Source organism: Streptomyces sp. B1866, assembly GCF_031932565.1.
In the GTDB taxonomy this organism is placed as follows: Bacteria; Actinomycetota; Actinomycetes; order Streptomycetales; family Streptomycetaceae; genus Streptomyces.
Map to the genome: position 1 here is coordinate 1 of NZ_JAVSCF010000071.1, position 25,103 is coordinate 25,103.

Genomic DNA, 25,103 nt, shown 5'->3' on the forward strand with positions numbered 1-25,103 from the left:
GTACCTGGCTGGCCCGGTCGAGGAGAAGGACCTCGCGAAGGCCGACCTCTTCGTCTTATTTCTGGCTGGCCCGGGTCGTCACATGTTCTCGCCTGTCGGCTGGGCCAGTACGTAGTCCTGTAGCAGCGGTACGGGTGCGCCGTCGGAGTCGAGCATCGTGGTCTCGTCCTGGATGACTCCGGAGTCGACGATCTGGAATCCCGACCTGGTGAGGACGTCCTTCAGTTCGCCGTCGCCGAGTTGGCCGGGGACGATTCCGGCGTCGAGCACCCGCTGAAGTTTCGGCGGGACGCCCTTGACGCTGCTCGTCAACCGGCTGAGATCCGGCGACTGCGCCGGGAACTCGATCAGGAAGACCCGTCCGCGTGCACCCGCCAGCCGGGCCAGGCTCCGGCCTGCGGCATCGACCCTGTCGCTGCCGAGCTGGTGGAAGAGACCCCGGACGTACACGTTCATGTCGCCGTGGTCGTGGTGGAAGGCGGCGGCCGCTTCCGGGTCGCACGCGTCGAGCCGGTGGTAACGGACGTTCGGTGCCGGGCTCAGGCGCTCTGCCGCGTTCAGGGCGGCGTCCGAGACGTCCAGGCCGAAGACCCGGTCGAACACCGTGGCCAGAGCGGCGGTCTGCCGCCCGGTCCCGCACCCGAGGTCGGCGGTCGGGAGAGTCCGGTCGAAGTGGTCGAGGAACGTTGTCAGTTGATGCAGGACAACGGCCTTCGGGCTGGCGTCCCAGGGCGCCTCCCCCGCCACCACGGGAAGATCCGACCAGTACCTGTCCCACGGCGCATTCCGCATCGCGTCCATTGCGAGCCCATCCCTTCAGGATCTACGTGTCCAACTGCTTCCCGCCACCTGGGCTCTGTGCCGTTCTGGGCCCGGCGTGCAAGCAGGCCGCCCTCCGTGGTCCTCACGGAGGGCGGCCTGTGAAGTCCCGGTTCGGCGCTCCCAGAGGTGGAAGATGGCCTCTTAGAACTCTTCGGTCTTCAGAGCCGCGATGAATTCCATCCACCGTGGGGCTGAAAAGGCGACAACCGGGCCCAGGTTCTTGCTGTCCCTGACGGGAACGATGTCGAGCGCATCGGCGACCTCTACGCAATTGTTTTCAAGCCCGCCGCTGTAGCTCGATTTGAACCAGCGCTCGTGAGTGGTGTCCATTTCCGACCCCTTTCCATGCGTGGGCGAGAATTCCTTACCGGTGGACGCGGCACGGATTAGCGGTGGTTCTCTTCCTCTTTAATGGCCTCTACGAAAGAGCTCCAATTTTCCGCGGGGAACGCGAGAATGGGTCCGCCCGGATTTTTGCTGTCGCGGACGCGGGCGATATCCGAGGGGCCGTCAGCAACTTCCACGCATTCATTTTCGAGTCCGCCGCAGTAACTGGACTTTCGCCACTCGATGTCATTGGGCTTGAGATTCCTTGCCACGGTAAGCCTCCAGATATTTTTTGACCATTTCCAAAGATTCGGGTTCGCTCAACGCCAGGCGTCGAACGGAGTCGAATCGGTGAGTAAGCTGAACGACTCTTTTGGCCGACTCCACCAGCTCGCCCGATCCGAAGCTTTCCACGTACGCGACAGTCAAGCCGGATGGAGATGTGAGAAGCGTCAAGCTTCCGCCCATCATGGCGTACTCTCCGGACTCGAACGGAACGATCTGAATGGTAATGCGGCGATTTTCGGATGCCTTCAGGATGTGGGACAGCTGGCCCAGCATTGTACTTGTTCCGCCGATCGGCCGCTTAAGTACGGCCTCATCCATGATGGCCCAGTATAGTGGGGGGTCTTCGCGCTCAAGGACCTTTTTGCGGTCCATGCGGTCAGCCACGTCCCGTTCCACCTCTTCGGTGGGCGCCTTGGGGTCATCTACGCGGTACAGGGCTCGCGCGTAATCCGGAGTCTGCAACAAAGCTGGAACGGTGCTGCTGCGCGCGACTTGAATCCGCTCTGCCTTGGCTTCCTGCGCTGCCGACTTGCGGCTGTACTCTTGGATGGTCCCGGCGAGTGCAGCATCCAAGATGTCCGAAAAGGTGCCTCCGGTCTCCAGCGCTACGTCAAGGCATTCGGCCAACTTTTCGGACGGCATTTGTTCGCCACGCTCCACCCGGCCGACGTACGAGTGTTTGAAGTGTGCCTTTTCGGCGAGTTCGCGAATCGATAGCCCTTGACGACTCCGCCAGCGGCCAACCTCCTTCGCTAACACACGCTGTATCGAAGTCTGCCGTGCGCAGTCCTCACGTTCGGTCATCGAACAAACCACCGTCCCCAACTGCCAGTTGGACCCACGTATCCCCTGGTGAGGCTATCCCCGAGCGCCGAGAGTGGTAACCCCCGCCTCACCGAGGCTCGTCAGGGCCGGGCCCGGTGCGGGCGGGGGACGGTCGGCCGTGTCGTCTCATCCTGCGCGCGGCCGGTCACGCTCGCCTCCCGCTTGCCGGGCCCGGAGACCCCTCGCCTCCTGCGGCACGGAAACGCGGGGGGCGAGCGCCGGGGACATGACAGAGACCCCCGCAACCGCTCTGCGCGCGGCCCGGGGGCATGGCCACCAGCTTTCAAGGAGCTGACGACAATGGCAGACCTTACAGCGGCCTTGGCCGCGTGCGTGAGGCGGATTTTCGGCCGCCGAACGCGCGGCCGACACCGGGCGGGTTCCGTGCCCGGTACGGCGCCGCGAGCGGCCGTTCCGGCGCCCGGTGTGGGCGGAGCGGACGTGCCGATGATGGCGTTACCCAAGGCGGAAGCGGTACCGGCGGATGAGGTGTTCTGGTCGGTGGACACCCCGTTGGTGCGGCCGTTCTTGATCGCGCATGAGCGGAAGGTGGCCGAGCGGGAGCGGGAGTTGGCCGCGCGGCGGCGGGCCACCCGGGCGGAGCGGCGGGTGCAGCGGCGTCGGCGGTGGGCGGCCTCGCTGGCCGCGTACGGGATCGACGTCGGCCCGCGTCGGATCCACGGCGTTCAGGTCGCGCGGGCGGGGGCCGTTCCGGGGGGTGACTGGGCATGGCGATGATGACCATCCGGGTCTACCGGCTGAACCCGGAGACCGGCCAACGTTCCGAGGTCTGCTCGTGCTCCGTGCGGGGTGAGCCGGGTCGTTCGTTCGCTCCGGTGTCGTGTGAGTGGCCTCGGTGCGAGTGCCCCCGGTGCCAGGCGAAGGCCACCGGCCCGGAGGCGGACCGGTGAGCGGCCTGGTCCCGCTGCCGTGGTCCACGGTGGACGGCACCCCCTGTTACACCGTCCCGGCTCCGGACGGCCACGGCCTCGGGCCGGTGGGGGTGTTGGCGGATGCGTGGGAGGACGCGCAGGTGCTGGCCGCGCGCAGCGTGCTGGGGGCGGCGCGGGTGTGGCTCGCCTCGGGTGTCCGCGTGGACGGCGGGCGGCTGCGGGCGGGGGCGGTGCGGCTGGTGTGGGCGCTGGTCCATGTGGTGCGGGTCGCCGAGATGCGGGGCAAGCGGCTGGAGCGGCTGGACCCCGGTGAGGCGGCGCGGGTGGAGATGGCCCGGGTGCTGCTCGGGCACACCGAGGACCTGTTCATCACCGGTAACGCCGAGGCCTTCCAGATGCGGTACGTGCTGGCCCGGCTGGTGGAGTGCCTGGCCGCCCTGGTGGAGGTCGCCGAGGCCCGGGGTGCGTTGCTGGCCGCCTCGGGTAGCGGCGGCGGGCCTGGGGGCGGGTTGCGGTGCGTGAAGGGAGGGCGTGCGTGACCCGTATCCCGGGGCCGTCTCCGGCTGGTGGCGGAGGCGGGGCGTGGTTGTCGGCGCAGTGTGTGGCGGCGGTGCGGCCGGGCGGCCTCAGAGAGGCACACGCCTTGTGCCACGGCGGCCGGTGCGCCTGCCGCTGCCACCGTAAGGTGGCGGTCAGCCTGGGCCTGTTGGTCGGTGGGCCCGCGCCCCTGACCGGTGGCGACGACGCGACCGGTCAGTCCGAGCCCGTACCGGTGCCCCCGGAGGCGAGCGCGGCGCGGCCGGGCTGGGACCGGCGCCGCCACCCGCCCGTCACGCCCGCCGAGGCGACGGCGGAGATGCTGGAGGCCGGGTACGAGCCGATCGAGTCCTATCCGGGGCGGGCGTCGGTGGCCTGGTCGTGCCGGTGCACGACCTGCGGCGCCGCACGCCGGGTCAAGCTCTCCGAAGCCCGCGCGGGACAGCGCTGCCACCACGTCCGGAACGTACCCCTCCTGCCGCCGCCCCCGCGTCCCTGAGACCGGGGCGGGCAACGGCTGGCCCCACACCGGCAATCCCCCGTGCCGGACATGGCCAAGGCCAGCCCCGCCCGCCCCACGGCCCGACCCGCCCGTACCACCGCGCTGGCATCCTGTCCGGTGGCGGTACGGCGCGGGCCGGGCCACCCCCGAGACGGTCCGGCCGGGAGTCTGGGGACACCCTCCCGGCCGGACCCTGGGACCGGTCCGCGTAAGGGCGCGGCGTCTACCAGGCCGCGCCGCCCGCGAGCGCGGCCGTACGGCGGTGACGGCGCCTGGCGGCCGCGCGCGGGGGCGGACGGCGGGGGCTGAGGCGAGGCGGCCAGGGCGTCCTGCGCGCGGCCGTCCGCAACAGTTCCGCGACAGCCGCAACCGGAACCGGTGGCCCGCGCGTACCACGTACGTACATCGGAGCACAGCACAACAAGGGGGGACCCGATGACCGCGGGTGTCATGACCAAGCGCGCCAAGCGCACCGTCGGCGTGTGGGGAGCGGCCGTCGTGGGCGCGCTCGTCCTGGTGGGCTGCTCGGCGCAGGCCGACGAGGCGCCCGCGGACGCGAATCCGAGGAAGCCGAAGCCCTCGGCGACGGCCCGGCCCACGCCGCCGCCGGACCCGGCCGCGCTCAAGGGCGTGCACGTCAACGTGGCCGAGGGCCAGACCGTCGGGGTCGGCATGCCGATATCCCTGACCTTCGACCACCCGGTGCCCGCCGCCGAACGGGCCGCCGTCGAGCGGCGGTTGCGGGTGACCGCCGACCCGGGCACCACCGGCTCGTGGAGCTGGGTGAAGGACCGCAACCTGTACGACGGCGGGCGCGTCGACTACCGCCCGCGCGAGCCGTGGAAGCCGGGCACGCGCGTGACCGTGCACGTCGGGTCGCAGACCGTACGGCACTTCAGCGTCGGCCGTTCGCTGGTGGCGACCGTGGACGTGCGCACGCACACGATGACCGTCGTCAAGGACGGCACCACGCGCCGCGTGCCCATCACCGCGGGCCGTCCCGGGCTCGACACCTGGAACGGGACCATGGTCGTGATGGACAAGCAGCAGAAGGTGCTCATGGACTCCCGTACGGTCAACATCTCCGACAGCTACCGGGGCTGGTACCGCTACGCCGTCCACCTCACCACCTCCGGCACGTACCTCCACGAGAACCCGAACGCCAACATCTACGCCGGACGCGGCAACGTCACGCACGGCTGCGTGGGCCTGGCCACCGACGGCACCGCGCGGCGGTTCTACGAGGAGGTCATCCCCGGCGACATCGTGAAGGTCGTGGGCTCGAAGGAGACCGTCGCGCCGGGCAACGGCTACGGCGACTGGAATGTCGACTGGAGCCGGTGGCAGGCGGGCAGCGCGCTGTAGACCGGAGGTGGGGGCCGGACGGGCGGGGGCCGGGGCTCCCCGCCGTACCAGGCCCATGTCGGATTCCCGCCAGAACGCGCGGGCCGGGCGGGCCGATACTCAAGCGGTGGGCCCGCGCGCCCCGCGCCCCGGCGCCGGGCGGTCCCGGACCCACGGCGGGCCCGGGCGCTCCCGGGTCCGCGACGGGCCGGGACCACGGGCCCGGGAACCGCACGGATGGAACGGAAGGACGCCCGATGACCGCCCCCGCACCGCACCGCGTGCACACCGTCATGGACAGCCCGTACGGGCCGCTGACGCTGGTGGCCGCCGACGGTCAGCTCGCCGGTCTGTACATGGTGGGGCAGCGCCACCGGCCGCCGGAGGAGTCCTTCGGCGAGCGGGACGAGCGGCCGTTCGGCGCGGCGCGCGACCAGCTCGGCGAGTACTTCGACGGGCGGCGGCACAGCTTCGACCTGCCGCTGAGGCTGCTGGGCACGCCGTTCCAGCAGACGGTGTGGGCGGCGCTGCGGGAGATCCCGTACGGCCGCACGGTCTCGTACGGCGAACTGGCCGACCGGATCGGGCGCCCGACCGCCGCCCGCGCCGTGGGCCTGGCCAACGGCAGGAACCCGGTCGGCATCGTCGTCCCCTGCCACCGGGTCGTCGGCTCCACCGGCGACCTGACCGGCTACGGCGGCGGGCTGGACCGCAAGCGGCGGCTGCTGGACTTCGAGCGGCGCGGCGCCGAGGCGGTCGCGCGGGGGTAGGAGGCGAAGGCGGACCGGTCGGCGGGGCCGGAGCGGGACCCGGAGCAGGACCCCGGGGCGGGAGCCGGACCCCAGGAGCCGGAGCAGGACTCTGCCTGCGACAGGGCCCGCACCCGGGCCCTTCGACCCACCGCGCCCGCCGTGCCCACCGCGCCCGCAGTGCGCGACGTGCTCGCCGGTCAGCCCGCCGTGCCCACCGGGTCGCCGTGCAGGCGCCGCAGCAGCTGCGGCTGGTGCAGGTCCGCGACGGGCGCGACCAGGTCCGGGTGGCGCAGCAGCACGGCCGCCCGCTGGTCGTACGCGTCCGGGGCGGTCAGTCGACGGAAGTCGACCGGCGCCGCCGTGGCGTGCTCGCAGTCGGCCAGCGCCGCCACGGCCGCCGCGGCCAGGGCGGGGAAGGCGAGCAGGCACGCCGCCCAGCTCGCCACGACCTCGTCCACCCAGGTGCGCCAGGCGTGGTCCGCGCCGCCGGGGCCCGCGCCGCCCGGGCCCGGGCCGTCACCGCCGTCCGTGGCCTGGTGGGGGATCCGGGCGCCGGAGCCCGGCGCGGAGCCGGAGGCCGCTCCCGGCCCGGAGGCCGCTCCCGCCTCGTAGCCGAAGGAGCCCGCCGCGAGCAGCCGGTCGAGGCGCGCCGAGCCGCCCGGCCCGGCGATGGCCACCAGCGCCGCGTCCGTCGCCGTCGGGTACCGCAGCCAGGCCGCCACCGTCACCGCCTGCCGGGCCTGGGCCTCGGCGAGCGCGGCGTTCATGGTCCCGTCGGTGGCCGGGTAGGCGCGTATCAGCCAATAGGCGGTGGCCGCTATGACGGGCGACAGGTCAACGTGCATCGAGGCCGCCTCCTTCCGGGCCGGTGCGTCACGGGCGACGGTGCGTACGGGGCCGTACCGCGGCGCGGTCGCCTCAGGCCGTCCAGCCGGGGCTTCACCTCACCCGCGCGGGGCGGCGGTACGTACGTCAGAAGCGGACACGTTACCTGGTGACCTGATATCGCCGAAATGGCGTATGTCACGCCCGGCGGCCTCGGGCTCGGTCGGGTTCCGCCAGGCGGCGGAAATATCGGGAAAACACAGGTGTAGGGGGAATGCGCCGGGTACTGCGGTGGTGTTTCCCGCCCCCGTGGGACCTCGCGGAGGTCCGCGAAACCCCCAGGACCCGCGGCGCCCGCGGCACCCGCAGACCCCCGGGGGCACTCGCCCCCCGGGACCCGCACCCCGCGCGGGAGCCCCGCAACCCCGCGCGGGAGCCCCGCGGAACCGCGGGAGCCGCAGGACCAGCCCGCAGAAGCCCGCAGGACCAGCCCGCAGAAGCCCGAAGGAGCCCGCATGCCGTTCAACCCCCTGGAGCACCGGGGCATCCCGATGGACCGCCAGCTGCGCACCTGGCGCGAACTCGACGTCCCCCCGATCGACCCCGACCACTGCGACCCGTACACCCGCTGCCGGATCATCGCCATGAACGGCATCGAGATGGAGGCCGTCTGGTTCAGCCACCACATGGCCCGGCACTGTCCGGACATGGACGTCAAGCGCCAGCTCGCCGCCACCCGCGCCATCGAGTCGCAGCAGCAGAAGGCCGTGAACTGGCTGCTGCCCGGGGTGTCCTCGGTGCTGGAGACGACCCTGGCGTACGAGCAGGTGGCGGTCGACCTCACGGCGTGGGTCGCGCGCATGGAGCCCGACCCGTACCTGAAGCAGGCGTACCAGTTCGGCGTCCTGGAGGACTTCGACCACCTCTACCGGTACGCGAACCTGTACGAGATGATCGAGCACCGTAAGGCGGAGGAGGTCGTCCAGGGGCTGACCGAGGTCATGCCGGGCCGCCCGACGAAGTTCCACCACCGCGACCCGGTCGACAACGTCCGCGAGCCGTACGACCGGACCCAGGCCGCGCCGCTGTCGAAGCTGCACGCGCTGACGATCATGGCGGCCGAGCAGCAGACCATGAACTTCTACTGCAACGTCGGCCCGGAGTACATGGAGCCCATCGCCCGCCAGCTCTACCAGGAGATCGGGCTCATCGAGGAGGAGCACGTCACCCACTACGAGTCGCTGGTCGACCCCGGCGAGACCTGGTGGGAGCAGCTGGTCAACCACGAGTACAACGAGTGCTACCTCTACCACTCCTTCATGCGGCAGGAGCCGGATCCCAAGGTGAAGGCCATCTGGGAACTGCACCTGAACATGGAGCTGGAGCACCTGCGCATCGCCTGCGACCTCCTGCGCCGCCACGACGGCCGCGAGCCGGAGCAGGTCTGCGCCCCCGAGCTGCCCGACGCGCTGACCTTCGAGCCCAACAAGGGTTACGTCCGCGAACTGCTCGACGCCCAGATGGACCTCACCACGCTCGGCGCGGGCTACGTGCGCGAGGCCCACGAGCGGTTCGAGGCCATGCAGGCGAAGCTGAACAACGGCGACCAGCCGCCGAGCGAGCGGGTCATCGACCAGCACCGCGACATGCTCGGCGGCGAGTACCGGGTGGAGAGCGAGGGCGAGCACCCGGTGCCGTCCCTGCGCGTGCGCTGATTCCCCACGTCCTGGCACAGCAAGGCGCGAGGACCCGCGCCGCCGAAACGGAGAACACCGTGACACAGGAAGCCCGAAGCGACGCCGTCGGCGGTCAGGACGACGTGGTCGCCCTGCTGATGCGCCAGCACGGCGACATCCGCAACCTCTTCGACGAGGTCGAACGCACCACCGGCGACGCCCGCCGCGACGCCTTCCGCCGCCTGGTGCGCCTGCTGGCCGTCCACGAGACGGCGGAGGAGGAGATCGTCCACCCGGCGGTGCGCAGAGCCTTCGACGGCGGCGAGCAGGTGGCCGACGACCGCCTGGCGGAAGAGCGCGAGGCCAAGGAGCTGTTGAGCCGCCTGGACGGCATGGACACCGACGACCCGGAGTTCATGCCGCTGCTGCTGAAGCTGCGCGACGACGTGACGCGGCACGCGCGTGCCGAGGAGCGCTACGAGTTCGCCCAGCTGCGCCGCCGCACCGACCCGCGCCGCCTGGCGACCATGGCCAAGGCGGTCAGGGCGGCCGAGGCCACGGCCCCGACCCACCCGCACCCCGGCGTGGAGACGCGGGGGAAGAACCTGGCGCTCGGCCCGATGGCGGCCGTGATGGACCGGGCCCGCGACACCGTCCGGAAGGCCATGGGCGCCATGCGCAGGGACGGCTGAGCGGCACGGACCGCGGCGCGCGCGGTACGCGCGCCCCGCGCGTGCGGACGGTTACGTACGGCCCCGAACGCACGGCCCGCGCCGAACGTACGGCCCGCGCGGAGCGGCGATGACGCGGGCGGCCCCCGAACCGGCAGGGGCCGCCCGCGGTCGTTCCCCGGCGTCCTCGGTGCCCTACAGGTCGTCGGGAAGCACCCGGTACGCGACGTGGCCGGACAGCGGCCTGATCGTGCGGAAGTCCTTGCGGTCCAGCGTCAGCACGGCGTCCGTCGCATACTCCCGCGCGGTGACGGCGAGCACCGCGTCGGTCAGGTCGAGTTGGAGATCGCCGTACCGCTGCTGCACGGTTCTCGCGTCGGAGAGAACCTCGGCCCCGCACTCGGCCACCGCGTAGCGGCCTGCCCGCGCGTGGGCCAGAAGCTGGTCGGTCAGCGCTCCCGCCGCCCGCTTGCCGAAGCGCCCGCCCACGAGGTGGTCCAACTCGGCGAAGACCGGGGGTGCGATCACGACGAGACTCGCGGTGTTCATGACGTTCCGCGCGGCGGCGTGCGCGGGGCTGCTCCGGTCCACCGAGGCGATGATCCCGGAGGTGTCGGCGATGACGATCACCCGGCCGGGCCCTCACCGTGGGCGCCGAAACCGGACTCCCGCAGGATGTCGTCCGCGCGCTCGGCGAAGCCCGGCTCACCGCTGTCGAGCAGGGGAAGGCCCGCCGGCTCGTCCCACGTGCGGCTGCGCGCGATGGCGAGGCGGACCCCTTCGCGGATCAGCTCGGCCTCGCTCAGACCACGGCGCATCGCGGTGTCCTTCAGGTCGCGCAGGTCGGCCTCGTCCAAGTAGACCGTGGTGCGTTTCATCGTCATAAACGTATGGTACCGCTGCCATACCAGGCTGCGAGGCCGCCTCGCCCGCCGCCCGTCAGCCCCGGGGCCCGTACGGCTCGGCGTACGGCTCCACCGACTGCCGGACCGCCTCCTGCGCGGGCGCCATGCGCGGACCGGCGGCGTACGTACGGGCGCGGGCCTGGCCGTGCGCGGTGAGCCAGCCCCTGCGGACCAGCTCGCGGATGTCCCGGATGGCCTGCTGGTCGGACAGTTCGGCGTCCCGCTGGTAGACGGTGCGGCGGACCTTCGAGCCCCAGAAGGCGGGCAGCAGCGCGAAGACGACCCGCTCGTCAAGCCCGTCCCGCGCCGCCTCCTCGCCCAGGTGGATCCAGGCCCGGGCGAGCAGGTCGGTGCGCCGCTGGGCCTGCTGGGCCTGGCGGTGGTGGGCCTCCAGGCAGAAGCGGATCCAGGCGTGCGTGTCGCGCTCCGGGCTCCAGTGGGGGCCGCCGACCTGCTGGAGGACGCGGTAGTAGCCGTAGGTGTTCTGCCCGCGGCCGAGCCATTCCTCGACGGAGGAGAACTCCGGCGGCATGACCGCTTCGCGGGCGAACACCAGCGTGGACAGGGCGCGGGACATGCGCCCGTTGCCGTCCTTCCACGGGTGGACGTTGACCAGGTTCAGATGGGCCATCGACGCCCGTACGTGCACGGGGGCGTCCAGATCGCCGTCGTTGAGCCAGTCGATCAGCTCGCCCATGAGCGCGGGCACGTCCTCGGCGGGCGGGGCGGTGTAGGCGGCCACGAGCGGGTCGTCGGGGCTGGTGACGTACACCGGCCCGTCTCGCCACCGGCCCGGCCGCTTGTCCAGGTGGTGGCCCTGCATCATGAAGTGCAGCCCGTTGAGCAGCCCCGCGTCGTACCGGAAGCCGTCCCCGGCGTCGGCCAGGGCCTGGATGTAGGTCATCGCCCGCTGGTAGCCCTCCAGCTCCACGCGGGTGCGGTCCGCCGTCTCCAGCGGTTCCTCGCCGGTCAGCAGCGCCTCGACGTCGTCGACGGTCGCGGCGTAGCCCTCGATCGTGTTCGACCCGGCGATGGCCCGCGCGGTCAGGTTGCGCCGCAGCTGCCCGGTCCAGCGCGGTTGCGCCCGGAGCAGGTGGCGCAGCCGCCCGCGCATGGCCTGGATCTCCTGGAGCACCCGGTGGTCGTCGGCGTCCAGGACGGGCGTCGTGTACAGCATACCGTCATGCCACCATGACACGATTATTGTGTCAAGGTGGCCGGGGGTCGGAGCGCGGCTTCGCCGGGGGCGCCGGGCGGCTCCTGCGTGGCCGTCCCGGCGCCCCTCCTCTCCCCGTCGTCCCTCGCCGCCTACGGGGGCTCGGCGGCGCCCGCCGCACCGCCGCGTTCCCAGCGACGCGCCGCGCGGTACGGGCAGGCGGGGCGGGAGACGCGGGCGTCAGGCAACGGCCCGCGTCCCCCGCGCCCCGCCGAGGGACGGTGGGTCCCCGGCCGGAGGGCGGCGCACACCTCCCGGCCGGGAGCCTCGTCAGGTTCTTCGTGAGGTCTTCGTCAGGTTTCCTCGTCAGGTTTCCTCGTCAGGTTTCCTCGTCAGGTTTCCTCGTCAGGTTTCCTCGTCAGGTTTCCTCGTCAGGTCACGGATACGGATCGCTCCAGACCGCGACCAGCACCACCCCCGCGTACAGGGCCAGCAGCCCGGCAAAGACGGCCGCGGCCCGCACGTTCTCCCACAGATACACGGCACCGCCCGGGCCACCCGACGGCCGCCGGTGCCGCCCCCGCCCTCGCAGCCTCCTCACGCCCCACCCCGCCGCCCGGCCCGCGGCCCGAAGATCTCGGCCGGCAGCGCCCGCTCGCCGTCCGCCTCAGCCGCGTACGTCTCGGCCGCGCACAGCGCCTCGACCAGCGCGTGCACCCGCCGACGCCGGGGGCTGAGCAGCCGCACCGGCACAGTCCACTGGCCGTGCAGCTCCCACCACACCCGCCACCGGAAGGCCCATGCGTCGAGCCATGCCAGGAGTGCCGTGTTCACCGCGGCCACCGCCGACTGCTGTCGTGGTTCTCCTCGGCCAGCCGCGCCCGCAGCGTCTCCCAGGCCGTCGGCTTGCGGAACTCGGTGGTGGTCCACAGGTCCTGTCCGGCCGGGTCCTTGAGCGTGACGCGCCTGCCGTCCCACGCCCGCGCGATCCCCACCTGGCCCCGTGCCGTGTCCGTCACCAGATCCCCCGGCCGCGGCACGAAGCCGGAGCCGCCGCGCTTCTGCGCGCTCACGCGTCCAACTCCCGGGGGCAGACGGCCCGGTGGCCCTCCGGGACGGTCCAGCGGACGTACGGCCCAGGCCGTACGGCGACCGCGTACGGGTCAATCGACGGCGTCTGATTCATCCTCACGGGGGAACCTCCTGCTGCGCTCTCCGCTGAGCGGCGGCTTCGTGTGCAATAGGTAACCGGGCCGTGACGGATGACGGCATGGCTGTCAGGACGCTCAGGGCATTAGAGGCATCAGCTGGCGCGAGGGGCAGGGGATCGGATCGTGGCCAAGCAGCCGAACGCCGCGTTGGCGGCGCTCTTGCGGGCGGTCGGGTGGAGCGAGTCCAGACTCGCCCGGGAGGTCAACCGCGTCGGGACCGAGGCCAGAACGCGGCTGCGGTACGCCCAGCCGTCCGTCAGCCACTGGCTCGCCGGAAGCGTGCCGCGCGAGCAGGTCCGCCCGCTGATCCGGGAGGCGTTCGCCCGGGGGCTCGGCCGCCCGGTGACGTACGCCGACATGGGGTTCCCCGCGCCGACCGGCGAGCCGAACGCCTGTGCGGATATTCTGGAGGAGTTGGTCGATCTGGGACGGAGAGATATGGACCCCTCGCGCCGCACCACCCTCCAGGCCAGCCTCTACAGCTTAACGATCGCGATTCCCGGAATGGACGACCTCGCGGGTCGGGCGGAATTCGTGCAGTCCGGCAAAGTCCGGCGTATCGGAATTTCCGATGTTGAGGTCGTCACCACCATGACCGCTCAGTTCTCGGATATGGACCACAAGTTCGGCGGCCGACACGCGCGCCCGGCGGCAGCCGCTTTCCTGGTCGACACGGTCGCCCCGTACCTGCGGGCCCAAGGGCCGGAAGAGGTACGCAAGGAGATGTTCTCAGCGGCGTCGAGCCTCTGCTATTTCACGGGATACATGGCAGCGGATGACGAGTTGCACGGTCTGGCGCAGAAATACTGGCTGAAATCTCTGGAACTGGCCGGAGTCGCTGGCGATCGGGCCGCCTACAGCGCGACTCTACGCACCATGAGCCGCCAAGCCCTGATGCTCGATCACGGAGAGCAGGCCATGCGACTGGCCGATGCGGCTGCTGACGACTCGCGCCGATTGGAGTCTCGTATGCGTGCGTTCATCGCGGGTGGACAGGCCGCCGCAGCCGCTCAGATCGGCGATCGTAGGGCGGCCCTCGCGCATTTCCAGGAAGCGGACACGGCCTTGGGTAAGGCTGGACCCGCCGAAAGGCTGTACGGAGCGTACAGCCCGACGGGGCACATGCATGTGCTCTCTTACGTCAAGTACTACGCCAAGGACGTGGCGGGTGCGATCGACAGCCTGAAGAAAATGGACCGACTGCGCCCGCAGGTTCGTCGTCGCGACCGGGTTGTGGACAACAGCCACCTCGCCGAGCGCCTGTACGAGGCCGGTCACCTGGAGGAGGCGTGTGCCACCTGGGGTGCGGTGCTGGACGACTACCCGCTGGCCCGATCCGGCGGGTCGGACAAGGCGATGTCCACCATGCTCTCCCGCATCGGCCCGCACCTCGGCAACCGCACCGCGAGGGCCCTCGCCGAGCGCGCCCGCACGGTGGTCCCGCCGTCGCTCTGGCCCCGTCAGGACAGGAAACCGCGCGCCGTGCGCTGAATCAGTGGACGGCGTCCCGCCAGGCGCGCAGCGTCGTGGCCGTGGCGTCGTCCGGCACGGTCTCGGTCAGCTGCCACAGTCCGCCGTCGTCCAGCGGCGTGGTGGCGAAGATGTACTTCTTGCCGGTGGTGAGGCTTGCGGTGCCGTGCTCCAGCCACAGCGTCGGCTGCTTCCCGGGGGTGCCTTTGAGGGGCGTGGTGACCCGCACGCCGTAGGAGTCCGAGGTGAAGTCGTCGTCTGCTTTGGTGATCCCTCGGGACAAGACGGTGGCCTCGAAAACCTGGTCGGCATAGCGTGCGACCTGGTTCACGTCATTGCCGTCGTAGGCCGCCAGCGACTCCCCGGCGGCCCCAGGCGAGCTGTTCCACGCCTGGTAGCCGAGCCATCCCCCTACGGTGAGCACGAGCGCGGCGGCGGCGGAGCCTGCCGCTACCCAGGTCTTGTTCATGATTAGCCCCACAAGGCGTGATAGTTTTTGCGGTCCTGGCTGGTCGGTTTGCCATCGTTCGGCAGATACTGGTGTTCCGCTTCCATCAGCGTGAAGTACCAGTTCGCGCTTTTGTGACAGAAGCCCAGGGCGTGCCCCAGTTCGTGTGCGGCGACCTTGCGGCGGTCTCGGTCGTTTCCGTGGTTCCTGCCATTGTCGAGATAGGCGCGGTTGAGATATATGGAGTCAGCGCCGGTGTGCGGTTCCCATTTCCCGAAGATGTTGCGCCATTTTCCTGATGTGGTATTCGTGTCCCGCCACTGAAGATCCGCGATCGTGTCCCAGGCGTCCGGCTTGAGTTTGACCTTGGTCAGGCCACTGGAGGTCCACACCTTGGTGGCGTACTTCCGCGCGTCGTCGAATCGGGTCTCGTCCTCCCAGCGGATCTCGTGACCGTCCACCGAGGAGCGACCGCGCGAGTCGCGCATGCGGCCGTGGTCGTCGGTGCACTTGGCCGGGCGCGCGGCGGGGGCGCCGTGGGCGGGGGTGGGCACGGCGAGCAGTACGGTCGCCGCGCAGGCCGCGGCTAACGGCAGGGAACCGGTGGTCCGGGACATCTGGCGTCCTCCCGTGTCGAGTGGACTCGGCGGCACTACCGTTCGCCAGGGAGAGATTACCGACGGTGTGTGTCAGTTGTCGTACGGTAACGGGGGCGCGTGGTTGGCGGGTCCCGCGCGTCCAGGTGGGCCACGCCGCGCTGGCGCACGCCGGAGCCCGCGTCCCGACGCAGGTGGCCGAGGCGCGTCGCGATGGCTTTGCGCGCCTCTTGAGCGGAGGGCGCACCCACCCGAAGCCCGGTCGGCAAGGATGTCAGGACAGTCCCGTTCGCGCCGCTACCATCCGGGGATGGTCGATGTACGGGTGGGGCAACTCCGGCGCAGCCGGGACCGGTTAGAGGCTCGGGGGGAAGAGGCGGCGAGCGGCGGTGATCAGGTCACCGCGGGACTGCTGCTGTTCTACAGCGCCGAGTGCGGTCTGAAGGCGGAAGTTCTGGCGGCCGTCAAAGCGCAGAGCACCGCCCAACTGCCTGACGGGTTGCGTAGCCATGACCTACGGGCACTCGCCAAGGAGTTACGGCTGCCCAGGCGCTTCCAGGACGCGGTGAGTGCCTGCAAGCGGGTGAAGGAGGGGCAGGCCCGGCCGCCGCAGGTCGAGTCGCACGCTCTGCACCAGGCATGGCGCTACGGTGCGGACCTGGAGTCAGAAGGGGAGAAGCGGGCGATCGCGGGCCTGCGTATGTTGATCTCGGAGTCCCGGAAGTAGCCATGAACGGAGGCGAGAGCGTGCAGGGTCATGCCGACGGTGACATCGATGCCCCCAGCATCGCCCCTCCAGCCCACCTGTTCACCTGGGTCGACGTGGACGAGCACCTGGTGAGCCTGGCCGCCGCCGACCGGTGGCCGGAGTGGCTGCTGGAAGCCGACGCCTGGTGGGACCACCTGGAACTGACCGTGCTGCCCGGCACCACGGAGGACAAGGCGCGCGCCTGGCTGGATGAAGCGTTCGGTCTCGGCTCTGTCGGAGTCGACACGGGGCGGCTGGTGCTCGCGCTGGACCGGCCCGGCGGCCTGGGGGCGGAAGGCATCCCCGTCGTCCTGCTGCCCGCGGTCGATCACCAGCCGGGACGGCGCACCCCGCGCCTGGCGGAGCGCCGGACGACGGCGGAGCTGACGCGGCCACTAACAAGGCCGAAACAGGACCGCTTCCCCGGTGACGTGCAGGTGATCGCCTTCCACTCTTTCAAGGGCGGGGTGGGGCGCACCGTCCACGCGGTCGCCCTCGCCGACGAACTCGCCCGCAAGGGGCACGGAGTGCTGCTGGTCGACGCGGACCTGGAGGCGCCGGGCATCACGTGGATGCATCAGGCGCAGGGGTCGCCGTGCGACATCGGGTACGAGGACGTCCTGGCTCTTCTGCACGGCACCACCGACGGGGACACCCGCCCGGTGGCCGACATGGTCGCCGAGTACATCGCGGGCCAGTACGTTGCGGTATCCCACGGCAGCGGGCGCCTGGCGGTGCTGCCGGTCGGCCGCCGGAACCGGCTCGGCCCGCCCCGTATCGAGCCGATCGATCTGCTGACGCATGACCGGCCCGCGTACTTCCTCACCGAGTCGCTGGCCGAGGTGGCCGGTGCCTGCGGACTCGACACCGTGATCATGGACCTGCGGGCCGGCGCCTCCGAGCTGTCGGCGCCGGTCCTGCTGGACCCTCGTGTGCAGCGGGTGTTCGTCACCACGCTGAGCAGCCAGTCCCTGGACGGCACCAGGCGCATGATCCGGCAGCTCGGGGCGAAGGCCCCGGCCCTGCTCGGCCGGGACCCCGCCCCTGCGGCGATCCTCACCCAGTTCTGGGACGACGTGCACAGCGCCGAGGTCGCCGCGGCCCGCAGGTCTCTCTCCCGGGCGCTGTACGGAGCTGCCGACGCCCACGGTGCTCAGGGCCAGGAGGCGGTTGAGGAATTCGTGGTGGACACCCAGGTGCTCACGGAGGCGCTGATCAGCCCCTTCCGGGACGAGCTGCTGGCACTGCCGCGGAGCTGGCGGGAGGTCGTCGCGGTGGTGCGCCGCTGCGGCCTGGGCGACCGGCTGGAGCAGTTGGCCCCGGGCAGGGAACCCCAGCAGCTGCCTGCCCTTGGCGCCGGTGTCGGCGTGGATGTGGAGGAGGGGCGGCGGAAGCTGCACGATCGGGCGTCCTCGCTGGTTTTCGCCGAGCGCAGCGGTCTGGACAGCGGCCTTGGTTTTCTGTCCACCGAGCCGCTGCGCAGACTGGTCGGCGACCATCACACCGCGCTGCCGGTCTCGGTGGTGGTGGGAGCCAAGGGCGCGGGGAAGACCTTCACCTATGCCAGGCTGTGCGTGGCGGGCACCTGGGGTGAGTTCGCGAAGAGCGCCGGGGCGCCGACGGGACCCGCGCAGGCCACCGCGCCCGTCGTTCCCGTCCTCGACCCGGACAACATCGACCAGTTCTCCGGCACGCCCAGGGCCGCCGGACCGCAGGAACTCCGGGACCGGGTGGCAGGAGGTGACGGCGCGTCCCGCGAGGACATCCGCCAGTGGCTCAGGGACGGGCTGAGCGGCGAGGACGCGCAGGACCAGGATTACTGGACGGCCAAGTGGCTGGCCTGCCTGGCTCTGGCTGCCGGCGAACGGGAGGCGGCCACCTGGGCTGGGCCGACTGAGATCCTTCAGCAACTCGGAAGGAGGCCCGCACTCTTCGTCATCGACGGCCTGGAGGACTTTTTCCAGACGATCGACTCCGAGGCCAAGCGCGTGGCGCTGCGATCGCTTCTCATCGACGTGCCGACCCGGCTGCGGTCTCTGCGCGGCAGTCCGCTCGGGTTGGTCGTCTTCGTACGCCGGGACCTGGCGAGCGCGGCCATCCGGCAGAACCTCGGCCAGTTCCTGGACCGGTACAAGCCGTACGCGTTGCGCTGGGATGCCCGGGAAGCCCTCCGGCTGGCGCTGTGGGTGGCGGTGACGGCCCAGGTCGTGGAGGTGCCGGAGCGCGACCTGACGGACCTCGACGCCGACGACATCTCCCGCGCCCTGCTGCCTGTGTGGGGCGCCAAGCTCGGGTCCGACCGTTCGCGGGAGGCGGGGACCGACCGATGGGTGCCCGCCGCTCTCGCTGATTTCAACGAACAGGTCCAGGCCCGCGACGTGGTGCGCTTCCTGAGTGAGGCCGCGCGGCTGTCGGTGAGGGACGACCGGACGGACCGGCTGCTGGTTCCCACGGCAATGCGCCGGGCGCTGGCCGAGTGCAGCAGGGAAAAGATCCGGGAGATCGCGGAGGAGGACTCCAGGCTCGGCAGGCTCCTGGATGGCCTCAGCCGATTCTCCTCAGAGGTGCTCATGCCGTTCGACTCGGCCGAGGTCGGCTTGGACGCCGAGGGCATCGCGGTGCTGGAGGAGGCCGGAGCGCTGGCCAAGGACCCCGACGGCCGATACCGGCTCCCGGAGATCTACCGTCACGCCCTGGGGTTCCGCACCCGGGGCCGGGCGCGGGTCGTGCGGTCCCCCTGACGCCGGAGGCCACCTGTCGGCGGACTCGCGGTGCGGTACGGATCCGGCTGTCGGCGCTGTGCGGCGCCCTGCCCGCTCGCCCGCCGTGGCCGTACCGCGCCGCCCGGCCTGCCCCGTCAGCCTCGCCGGCCGCGACGCCGCACGCGCGTCTGGCCGCCGTGGCCGTCCCCGTCAGGGCGATCACCGGGCCGGGGCAGCCGGGTGTCTACGGGCCGCGGCCCCGGCGTCTGCCCGGCCGATTGGCGCCTAAGGCAACCCGCGCGCCGGATGCAGCCTCTACGGTGGTGCAGTCGTGTGCCGCTCCGGCCGGGGGTCCCTCCGCCGCCGTGGCCGCCGAGACGGAGGAGGACGGCCGGTGGGTGTGTGGGACAGGGCGCTGGACGCGGCCGGGGTGCGGGAGCCCGGGCTGCGGGTGGAGTACGGGCGGCAGCGGAAGCTGGTGGCGGGGTACCGGCCCAGTTCGTACCTTGCGGTGCGGGTGCTGCTGCCCCGGCCGGTGCTGCCGTACGTGATCGCCGTGACCGCCTTCATGCACCGCACCGACGGCCTGCTGGACAGCGGGCCCAAGGACGAGCGGGCCGCCGTTTACGCGCGGTGGGAGAAGCNGCCCAAGGACGAGCGGGCCGCCGTTTACGCGCGGTGGGAGAAGCAGGTCCGCGAGGGGCTTGCCACCGGGGAGAGCGACAACCCGGACTTGCGGCCGCTGCTGCACACCATCGCCGCGCGGCCCGTGCTGCGCGACCGGGTGGAGACCTTCCTGGGCGCGGCGGCCACCGACATGGACTTCGCCGGATTCGCCGACGAGGCGGACTACCAGGCGTACATCGACCAGTACGCGCTCCCCGCCTTCCTGCTCATCGTGGACGCGATCGTCGGGGACCACTCGCCGGACGGGTACCTGGAGACCTGCCGCGCGTACATCGACGGCAGCCAGCGGCTCGACTTCGTCAACGACCTCGCCGAGGACCTGGAGGAGGGGCGGCTGGCCATCCCGCAGGACACCCTCGACGCGTACGGCGTCTCGCGCGCGGACCTGGAGAACGGCCGGGACACGCCGGGCGTGCGCGGGCTGCTCGCGCACGAGCTGGACCGGGCGCGCGCCTCGCTGGCGGAGAGCCGGAAGCTGGTCGGCCTGGTGCCGCCCGAGGGGCGGGCGCTGTTCCGGGCCATGATCCAGATCGAGGACCTGACGGCCGGGGCCGCCGCCGCCAAGGGCACCGGCCTGCTGCGCGGCTCGGCCCGGCCGCCGCTGCCCGCGACCGCCCGCGTGCTGCTGCGGGAGCGGCGGCGGGCCCGGCGGCAGTGGTGAGCGGTGGGTCGGATGCCGCCGGGGCGGAAGCGTGGACCTGGCGTACGAAGACCGGCACGAAGCCGCCGCCAGCCGACAGGGGCCGACCGGCCTGACGGGCGCATCGTTGCGCGGAAGCGCATTTTCGCGACCAGGGGACGATTGCACCCGGCATCCTCATGTAGGTGATACGACTCCCGGAGCACGTGCGGCGTCGGTGGGTTCGTCTGTGCCTGCTCGCCGTGCTGACGCTGGCGTCCCTCGGCATCGGCCTGGCGCTGTGGAACTCCCGTGGCGGCGCGACTGAACAACTGATCGGTGTGGGCGGCCTGTTCACCGGGCTGGCCGGACTGGCGATATCACTGGTCCAGCTTCTCCCGCCGCTGCCGCCGCCACGGGAGACGGCGGAGCTGGCGGACCTGGCGGCGACCGTACGGGCGCAGTGGGAGGAGGAGGTCACCGCCCGGCGCTTACGCAACCCGCGGGTGATCCCGCTGACCTGGTCGGCCACCGGCCGGCCCGTGGCCGGGCCACCGGACAGCGTCGTCGGCCCGGTCGGGGCACGCATCCTGCGGCTGTCCCTCGACGGCCGACTGGACGGCGGTTTCGACGCCGCCGCCGTACGGTTGGCGGAGGGGTACCGGCGGGTGCCCAGCGGCCGACTGGTGGTGCTGGGAGAACCGGGCGCGGGCAAGACCGTGCTGGCCGCCATGCTCACCCTGGGACTGCTCGCCGACCGCCCGCCGCGGGCACCGGTGCCGGTGCTGCTGACGGTCTCCACCTGGGATCCCGTCAGCGAGTCGCTGAACGACTGGATCGTGGACACGCTGGCCACCGCCTACTACGGCGGCCGGCCGCACGTCCCACGGCGGCTGCTGGCCGGAAACCTGCTGCTGCCGGTCCTGGACGGCCTGGACGAGATGCCCGAGGCGGCCCGCCGCGGCGCGGTACGCGCCATCAACGAGGCGTGCGACGACGGCCGCGGAGTCGTACTCACCTGCCGGTCGGCCGAGTACGAGGACGTGATCGAGGGCGGCTCGCCGGTACTGCACCGCGCACCGGTGGTGGAACTGGCCCCGGTGTCCGTGCCGGACGCCACCGCCTACCTGCGCGAGGTGAGCTGGCCTCCCGGCGTCGACTGGGAGCCGGTGTACGCGCACATGGCGGCGCATCCCGCCGGAGAGGTGGCCGCCGCGCTGTCCACCCCGCTGGCGCTCTCCCTGGCCCGGACCGTCTACCGGCACTGCGACCGGGACCCGCGCGAACTCCTCGACTTCGACAGTCGGCACGCGGTGGAGGACCACCTCGTCGACCACGTCATCCCGGCGGCCTACGCGCCGCTGCCGGGCAGCGGCGGGCAGCAGGCCGACGACAGCTGGCAGCGCGAGGCCGAGCGGGCCGAGAAGTGGCTGACGTACCTGGCGACCTACCTCCACCGGCACCGCGAGCGCGACCTGGCGTGGTGGCTCATGAGCCGGCGGCTGCTGTCCCGCTGGACCGGGCTGGCACTCAGCATCGGGGCGGGCCTGACGGCCATGATCGCCGTGGCCGTGGTCGTGGTCGTCATGGAACCCGGCAGCGATGCCCTTCGGCCCAGTGCGTACATGGGTTCCGGCTGTGCGGTCCTGACGATGCTCACCTGGTACGCGGCCCCGGACCGGCCTCCCGGCAGGCTGTCGTTCACCCTGCGCGGTTCCCGGGGTCGGCTGCTCCGTGGTTTCCGCACCGGGTTCGCCCTGACCGCCGTCCTGGTGGTGCCCGTGCTGGCCACCGCGGCCGTCGTCACCACCCTCACCGGTAGTTGGTCCGACTCGGTGATCGTCAACTACTGCTGGTTCATCGCCGAAGGGACGGGGGCGGCCGTCACGCTCGGTCTGGGCTTTGCCGTGCACGACTGGCTCGACGCCCCGCCGGAGCGCTCCACGCGGGCCGGTCCGCTCGGCCTCCTGCGCCAGGACCGCGTGTCCTCCGTGGCCGGGGCCCTGACTGCCGGGGCGGTCGTCGGCGCCACCGTGCTGCCCCTGAAGATCCTCGCCGTCTCCTGCGGGTTCCTGGTGCTCCTCGCGCGCGACCATGGGCTCGGCACGCCTCTCCCGAGCGATGTCGTCGCCCGGAACGCCGCCCAGCTGGGCGCCTACAGCACGCCCCTGGCAAGCGCCGCCACCACCCTGCTGCCCGGGGCGGTCTTCGCCCTGCTCTTCCTGCTGACCAGGGCCTGGCCCAGGTTCGTACTGCTCCACCTGGTCCTTGCCGTCCAGGGGAAACTGCCCTGGCGGCTCGCCCGGTTCCTGGGCGACGCCCGGGACCGCCAGTTGCTCCGGCAGTCCGCCGGCGCGTACCAGTTCCGGCACATCCGACTTCAGGAACGGCTCGCCGGCCGGTCGCTGGCCCGGGACCGCGCACCGGTTCCCCGAGCCGTGACCGTGCGGCGCCGCCGCATCCAGGCCGCGGTCGCCGCCGCCGTCCTGGTGGCGTCCGGCCTCGTGGTGGACCGCGCCCTGTCGCCGGACACCTCGCGGGACGTCATGCTCACCGGCAGGCTCAAGGCGATGGCCTTCAGCCCGGACGGAGGGACCTTTGTCACGCTCGGCATCGACAACGTGGTGCGGCAGTGGGACACCCGCGACGGCTCGGAGTTCAAGAGCCGAAGCGGCAGGGTCGGGCTTCTGGGGTATGAGGCCGAGCTGGCGGTGCGCAAGGACGGAACGCTGGTGGCAGTCGCCGGATACATGCCCAACGACGTGCGGGTACTGGGACGAGTAGGAGCCCGGCCGCAGGAACGGTCGGCCGTGCACCTCCCCGGTCGGGTCATTGAGGGCGTGGGTTATGCCGCCTTGGGCTTCGGTGGCATTTATTTAGCCATCAGAAAATACGACGCGGAGCACCTGACCATCTCGGTATGGAATACGGAAACCGGCGTCCAGACTGCTCAGATGCGGTCTGACGGTATTGCCCTGGGCCTGAACGCCGATGGCACGCACCTCGCCACCGCGGAGCCCGGCGTCATGGTGAGCAACGCCTGCACGGGCAAGCAGATCGGCTCCCTTTCCGTCAGGCCGACGGCCGTGGCAATGAACGCCGCGGGCAACCAGATCGCCCTCGCGAACGGCACCACCGTGCGGGTGTGGGACGCGGCCGAGAATGCGGTCGGCTCGCCGCTCCAGAGCTACCGGGACATCGTCGCGCTGGCGTTGAACACGGACGGCACCATGCTGGCAGCCAGCACCACGGACGGTGTCACCCGGCTGTGGGATCTCCCGGCGCACGCCCAAGCCGCCCCGGACGAGCCGTGCGAGGCCGCGAACCAGCCGTAATGGATCGTCCGGGCGGTCGGCATCACCCCGCACCGGCCGCCCGCCCGGGATCCGTGAGCCGCCCCAAGCCCGTTTCGTCAGGGGCCGGGCTCACTCCACCACGAAGTCCCCCATCATGCCCATGTCCTCGTGCTCCAGGTTGTGGCAGTGCATCAGGTACTGGCCCGGGTAGTCCGTGAAGCGGACCGCCAGCTCCACCCACTCGCCCGCGTCCAGGTTCACCGTGTCCTTCCAGCCCGCGTCGTACGGGCCGGGGGCGCGGCCGTTGCGGCCGACGACCTGGAAGGGGTTGAGGTGCACGTGCACCGGGTGCTGGGAGTCGCTGACGATGCGCCACAGCTCGGTGGTGTCCCCCTTGATCCGCGCGTGCGCGTTGCCGGGCACGTAGGGGCGGCTGTTGATGCCCCAGCCCCTGCCGTCCCCGGAGCGGCGGAAGCGGAAGCTGCGGGTCTGGACCGCCTTGGCCGGGTCGAGACGGGGGATGGCGGACAGTTTCGGCGGTACGCGCGTGTCGTCGGCCGGGGCCTTGGCGGACGGTGACACGTCGAACCGCATCACGTGCGCCGTGCCGCCCGCGCCGAGCCGGTTGACCAGGCGGACCCGGGTGCCGGGCCGGTAGCGGGCGAAGTCCACCACCACGTCGAACCGCTCGGCCGGGGCGAAGTCCAGCGCGTCGTGCGGCACCGGGCGCTCCAGCAGCCCGCCGTCGCCGCCGATCTGCACCAGGCCCCCGCCGCCGGGCGGCGGCGGGTCCAGGGCCAGGCGGTAGTGGCGGGAGTTGGAGTTGTTCAGCAGGCGCAGCCGGTAGCGCAGCCGCCGCACCTGGTGGACCGGCCAGGGCGCGCCGTTGACCAGGATCACGTCGCCCAGCACGCCCTCCATGTAGGTGTCGGTCACGCCGGGCTTCTGGCCGGTGGGGTCGAGGGCCGGGTAGGCGAACCTGCCGTCGGCCGTGAACGACCGGTCGGAGACCATCAGCGGCAGGTCGCGGCCGCCGCGCGGCAGCGGCAGCGCGTCCTCCTCGTCGTCGTGCACCAGGTGGAAGCCCGCCAGCCCGAACCAGACGGCCGGGCCGGTGAAGTCCATGCGGTGGTCGTGGTACCAGAGGGTGGCGGCGCGCTGGTTCATCGGATACGTGTACGTGCGCTCCCATACCGTCGTCTCGCCCGGAGCCCCGCCGCCGCCCGGCATGCCCGGCATGCCGCCTCCGCCGTGGCCGCCGGTGTGTCCGGGAGTCGCGGGGACCGGGCTTCGGGTGGCGTGGTGGTGCCCGTTCGCCGAGCTTTTCACCGAGCCGTTGCCGGTGCCGCTCGCGGGCAGGATGTACGAGGTCGGGTAGCCGTCGCTGCCGTGCGGCGTGTGGCCGCCGTGCAGGTGCACCACCACCGGGTGCGGCAGGTCGTTGCGGTGCCGGACCACGGTGCGCCGCCCGGACCGGGACACCAGCGTCGGCCCGGGGAAGGTGCCCTCGTACGTCCACGCGGGCGTGGTCCGGCCGGGCAGGATGCGCACGTCCGCCGCGCGCTGCGTGATCTCGTAGTAGTCGGTGGTGGCGTCGGTGCGCACGGGTTTCAGGACGGGCGGCATCGGCAGCGGCACCTCGTACGGCCGGGGCGCCGGGGTCTCGCTGCGCAGCAGTACGGCGGCCTGGACGGGGGCCGGGGTGCCGGTGGCCGCGCCGCCGGGGCCCGGCCGGACGGGGACGGGCGGCCGGGAGGTCCCGGTGGCGGCCTGGCCCGACCGGCCTGCCGGGGCGGGCGGGGC

The 25,103-nt window shown here is 71.9% G+C and carries 26 protein-coding genes; 12 read left to right on the plus strand and 14 right to left on the minus strand.

All coding sequences use genetic code 11. From position 1 onward, the window contains the following. Nucleotides 1–78: 78 nt before the first annotated feature. The 4 genes from RKE29_RS12515 to RKE29_RS12530 form a co-directional block, all read right to left on the minus strand. Nucleotides 79–801 (minus strand): class I SAM-dependent methyltransferase, encoded by a 723-nt coding sequence (locus RKE29_RS12515; RefSeq protein WP_312005266.1) that lies wholly within the window; start codon nucleotides 799–801, stop codon nucleotides 79–81. Nucleotides 802–963: 162 nt separating this feature from the next. Then, entirely contained in the window at nucleotides 964–1,152 is a 189-nt protein-coding gene (locus tag RKE29_RS12520) for a DUF397 domain-containing protein (protein ID WP_312005267.1), read from the minus strand. 56 nt (nucleotides 1,153–1,208) lie between these two features. Further along, nucleotides 1,209–1,421, minus strand: coding sequence for a DUF397 domain-containing protein (locus RKE29_RS12525; protein ID WP_312005268.1), 213 nt, complete (start codon nucleotides 1,419–1,421; stop codon nucleotides 1,209–1,211). Further along, on the minus strand, nucleotides 1,396–2,241 hold the full coding sequence (locus RKE29_RS12530; protein ID WP_312005269.1) for a helix-turn-helix transcriptional regulator: 846 nt from the start codon (nucleotides 2,239–2,241) through the stop codon (nucleotides 1,396–1,398). The genes RKE29_RS12525 and RKE29_RS12530 overlap by 26 nt, the downstream gene beginning before the upstream one ends. 462 nt (nucleotides 2,242–2,703) lie before the next feature. Here RKE29_RS12530 and RKE29_RS12535 point away from each other — a divergent pair, with 462 nt between their 5' ends. The 5 genes from RKE29_RS12535 to RKE29_RS12555 all read left to right on the plus strand — a co-directional run bounded on the left by RKE29_RS12535 (nucleotide 2,704) and on the right by RKE29_RS12555 (nucleotide 6,308). After that, on the plus strand, nucleotides 2,704–3,000 hold the full coding sequence (locus tag RKE29_RS12535; RefSeq protein WP_312005270.1) for a hypothetical protein: 297 nt from the start codon (nucleotides 2,704–2,706) through the stop codon (nucleotides 2,998–3,000). 169 nt (nucleotides 3,001–3,169) lie between these two features. Further along, on the plus strand, nucleotides 3,170–3,694 hold the full coding sequence (locus RKE29_RS12540) for a hypothetical protein (RefSeq protein WP_312005271.1): 525 nt from the start codon (nucleotides 3,170–3,172) through the stop codon (nucleotides 3,692–3,694). A 167-nt stretch (nucleotides 3,695–3,861) separates the two neighbouring features. Next, nucleotides 3,862–4,191: a hypothetical protein gene (locus tag RKE29_RS12545; protein ID WP_312005272.1), complete on the plus strand. Its 330-nt coding sequence runs from the start codon at nucleotides 3,862–3,864 to the stop codon at nucleotides 4,189–4,191. A gap of 438 nt (nucleotides 4,192–4,629) precedes the next feature. Beyond that, entirely contained in the window at nucleotides 4,630–5,559 is a 930-nt protein-coding gene (locus RKE29_RS12550; protein ID WP_312005273.1) for a L,D-transpeptidase, read from the plus strand. A 236-nt stretch (nucleotides 5,560–5,795) separates the two neighbouring features. Continuing rightward, nucleotides 5,796–6,308, plus strand: a complete 513-nt coding sequence (locus RKE29_RS12555) for a methylated-DNA--[protein]-cysteine S-methyltransferase (RefSeq protein WP_312005274.1) — start codon at nucleotides 5,796–5,798, stop codon at nucleotides 6,306–6,308. A gap of 179 nt (nucleotides 6,309–6,487) precedes the next feature. Here RKE29_RS12555 and RKE29_RS12560 read toward each other — a convergent pair whose 3' ends face one another. Beyond that, nucleotides 6,488–7,135 (minus strand): hypothetical protein, encoded by a 648-nt coding sequence (locus RKE29_RS12560; RefSeq protein ID WP_312005275.1) that lies wholly within the window; start codon nucleotides 7,133–7,135, stop codon nucleotides 6,488–6,490. A gap of 495 nt (nucleotides 7,136–7,630) precedes the next feature. Here RKE29_RS12560 and RKE29_RS12565 point away from each other — a divergent pair, with 495 nt between their 5' ends. Both RKE29_RS12565 and RKE29_RS12570 read left to right on the plus strand, forming a co-directional pair. Next, nucleotides 7,631–8,830, plus strand: coding sequence for a hypothetical protein (locus RKE29_RS12565; protein WP_312005276.1), 1,200 nt, complete (start codon nucleotides 7,631–7,633; stop codon nucleotides 8,828–8,830). Between the two features lie 59 nt (nucleotides 8,831–8,889). Continuing rightward, nucleotides 8,890–9,483: a hemerythrin domain-containing protein gene (locus RKE29_RS12570; RefSeq protein ID WP_312005277.1), complete on the plus strand. Its 594-nt coding sequence runs from the start codon at nucleotides 8,890–8,892 to the stop codon at nucleotides 9,481–9,483. Nucleotides 9,484–9,657: 174 nt separating this feature from the next. Here RKE29_RS12570 and RKE29_RS12575 read toward each other — a convergent pair whose 3' ends face one another. The 6 genes from RKE29_RS12575 to RKE29_RS12600 all read right to left on the minus strand — a co-directional run bounded on the left by RKE29_RS12575 (nucleotide 9,658) and on the right by RKE29_RS12600 (nucleotide 12,715). Continuing rightward, entirely contained in the window at nucleotides 9,658–10,092 is a 435-nt protein-coding gene (locus tag RKE29_RS12575; RefSeq protein ID WP_312005278.1) for a PIN domain-containing protein, read from the minus strand. After that, a complete protein-coding gene (locus tag RKE29_RS12580) occupies nucleotides 10,089–10,346 on the minus strand; it encodes a CopG family transcriptional regulator (RefSeq protein WP_312005279.1) in 258 nt (85 codons plus the stop codon). Before RKE29_RS12580 ends, RKE29_RS12575 begins: the two co-directional genes overlap by 4 nt. Before the next feature lie 55 nt (nucleotides 10,347–10,401). Continuing rightward, complete coding sequence (locus RKE29_RS12585; RefSeq protein WP_312005280.1) at nucleotides 10,402–11,544, minus strand: Fic family protein; 1,143 nt, start codon at nucleotides 11,542–11,544, stop codon at nucleotides 10,402–10,404. 576 nt (nucleotides 11,545–12,120) lie between these two features. Next, the gene (locus RKE29_RS12590) at nucleotides 12,121–12,357 is read right to left on the minus strand and encodes a hypothetical protein (RefSeq protein WP_312005281.1); all 237 of its coding nucleotides are present in this window, start codon (nucleotides 12,355–12,357) and stop codon (nucleotides 12,121–12,123) included. Further along, nucleotides 12,354–12,596, minus strand: a complete 243-nt coding sequence (locus RKE29_RS12595) for a hypothetical protein (RefSeq protein ID WP_312005282.1) — start codon at nucleotides 12,594–12,596, stop codon at nucleotides 12,354–12,356. Before RKE29_RS12595 ends, RKE29_RS12590 begins: the two co-directional genes overlap by 4 nt. Further along, nucleotides 12,593–12,715 carry a hypothetical protein gene (locus RKE29_RS12600; protein ID WP_312005283.1) on the minus strand — a complete coding sequence of 41 codons (123 nt, stop codon included), beginning with the start codon at nucleotides 12,713–12,715 and terminating at the stop codon, nucleotides 12,593–12,595. The genes RKE29_RS12595 and RKE29_RS12600 overlap by 4 nt, the downstream gene beginning before the upstream one ends. A gap of 142 nt (nucleotides 12,716–12,857) precedes the next feature. Here RKE29_RS12600 and RKE29_RS12605 point away from each other — a divergent pair, with 142 nt between their 5' ends. Then, complete coding sequence (locus RKE29_RS12605; protein WP_312005284.1) at nucleotides 12,858–14,225, plus strand: tetratricopeptide repeat protein; 1,368 nt, start codon at nucleotides 12,858–12,860, stop codon at nucleotides 14,223–14,225. A gap of 1 nt (nucleotide 14,226) precedes the next feature. Here the strand turns inward: RKE29_RS12605 and RKE29_RS12610 are convergent, their stop codons facing one another. Continuing rightward, the gene (locus RKE29_RS12610; RefSeq protein WP_312005285.1) at nucleotides 14,227–14,673 is read right to left on the minus strand and encodes a hypothetical protein; all 447 of its coding nucleotides are present in this window, start codon (nucleotides 14,671–14,673) and stop codon (nucleotides 14,227–14,229) included. Between the two features lie 2 nt (nucleotides 14,674–14,675). Then, nucleotides 14,676–15,269, minus strand: a complete 594-nt coding sequence (locus tag RKE29_RS12615; protein WP_312005286.1) for a matrixin family metalloprotease — start codon at nucleotides 15,267–15,269, stop codon at nucleotides 14,676–14,678. Nucleotides 15,270–15,558: 289 nt separating this feature from the next. Between RKE29_RS12615 and RKE29_RS12620 the strand changes: the two genes are divergently transcribed. From RKE29_RS12620 to RKE29_RS12635, 4 genes are all read left to right on the plus strand, one after another. Beyond that, complete coding sequence (locus RKE29_RS12620; protein ID WP_312005287.1) at nucleotides 15,559–15,975, plus strand: hypothetical protein; 417 nt, start codon at nucleotides 15,559–15,561, stop codon at nucleotides 15,973–15,975. Between the two features lie 20 nt (nucleotides 15,976–15,995). Further along, a complete protein-coding gene (locus tag RKE29_RS12625; protein ID WP_312005288.1) occupies nucleotides 15,996–18,737 on the plus strand; it encodes an AAA family ATPase in 2,742 nt (913 codons plus the stop codon). A 355-nt stretch (nucleotides 18,738–19,092) separates the two neighbouring features. Further along, a complete protein-coding gene (locus RKE29_RS12630) occupies nucleotides 19,093–20,046 on the plus strand; it encodes a squalene/phytoene synthase family protein (RefSeq protein ID WP_312005289.1) in 954 nt (317 codons plus the stop codon). A gap of 164 nt (nucleotides 20,047–20,210) precedes the next feature. Then, nucleotides 20,211–23,339, plus strand: a complete 3,129-nt coding sequence (locus RKE29_RS12635) for an NACHT domain-containing protein (RefSeq protein WP_312005290.1) — start codon at nucleotides 20,211–20,213, stop codon at nucleotides 23,337–23,339. 90 nt (nucleotides 23,340–23,429) lie between these two features. Here the strand turns inward: RKE29_RS12635 and RKE29_RS12640 are convergent. Continuing rightward, nucleotides 23,430–25,103: multicopper oxidase domain-containing protein (locus RKE29_RS12640; RefSeq protein WP_312005291.1), on the minus strand; the 1,674-nt coding region annotated here is incomplete at its 5' end.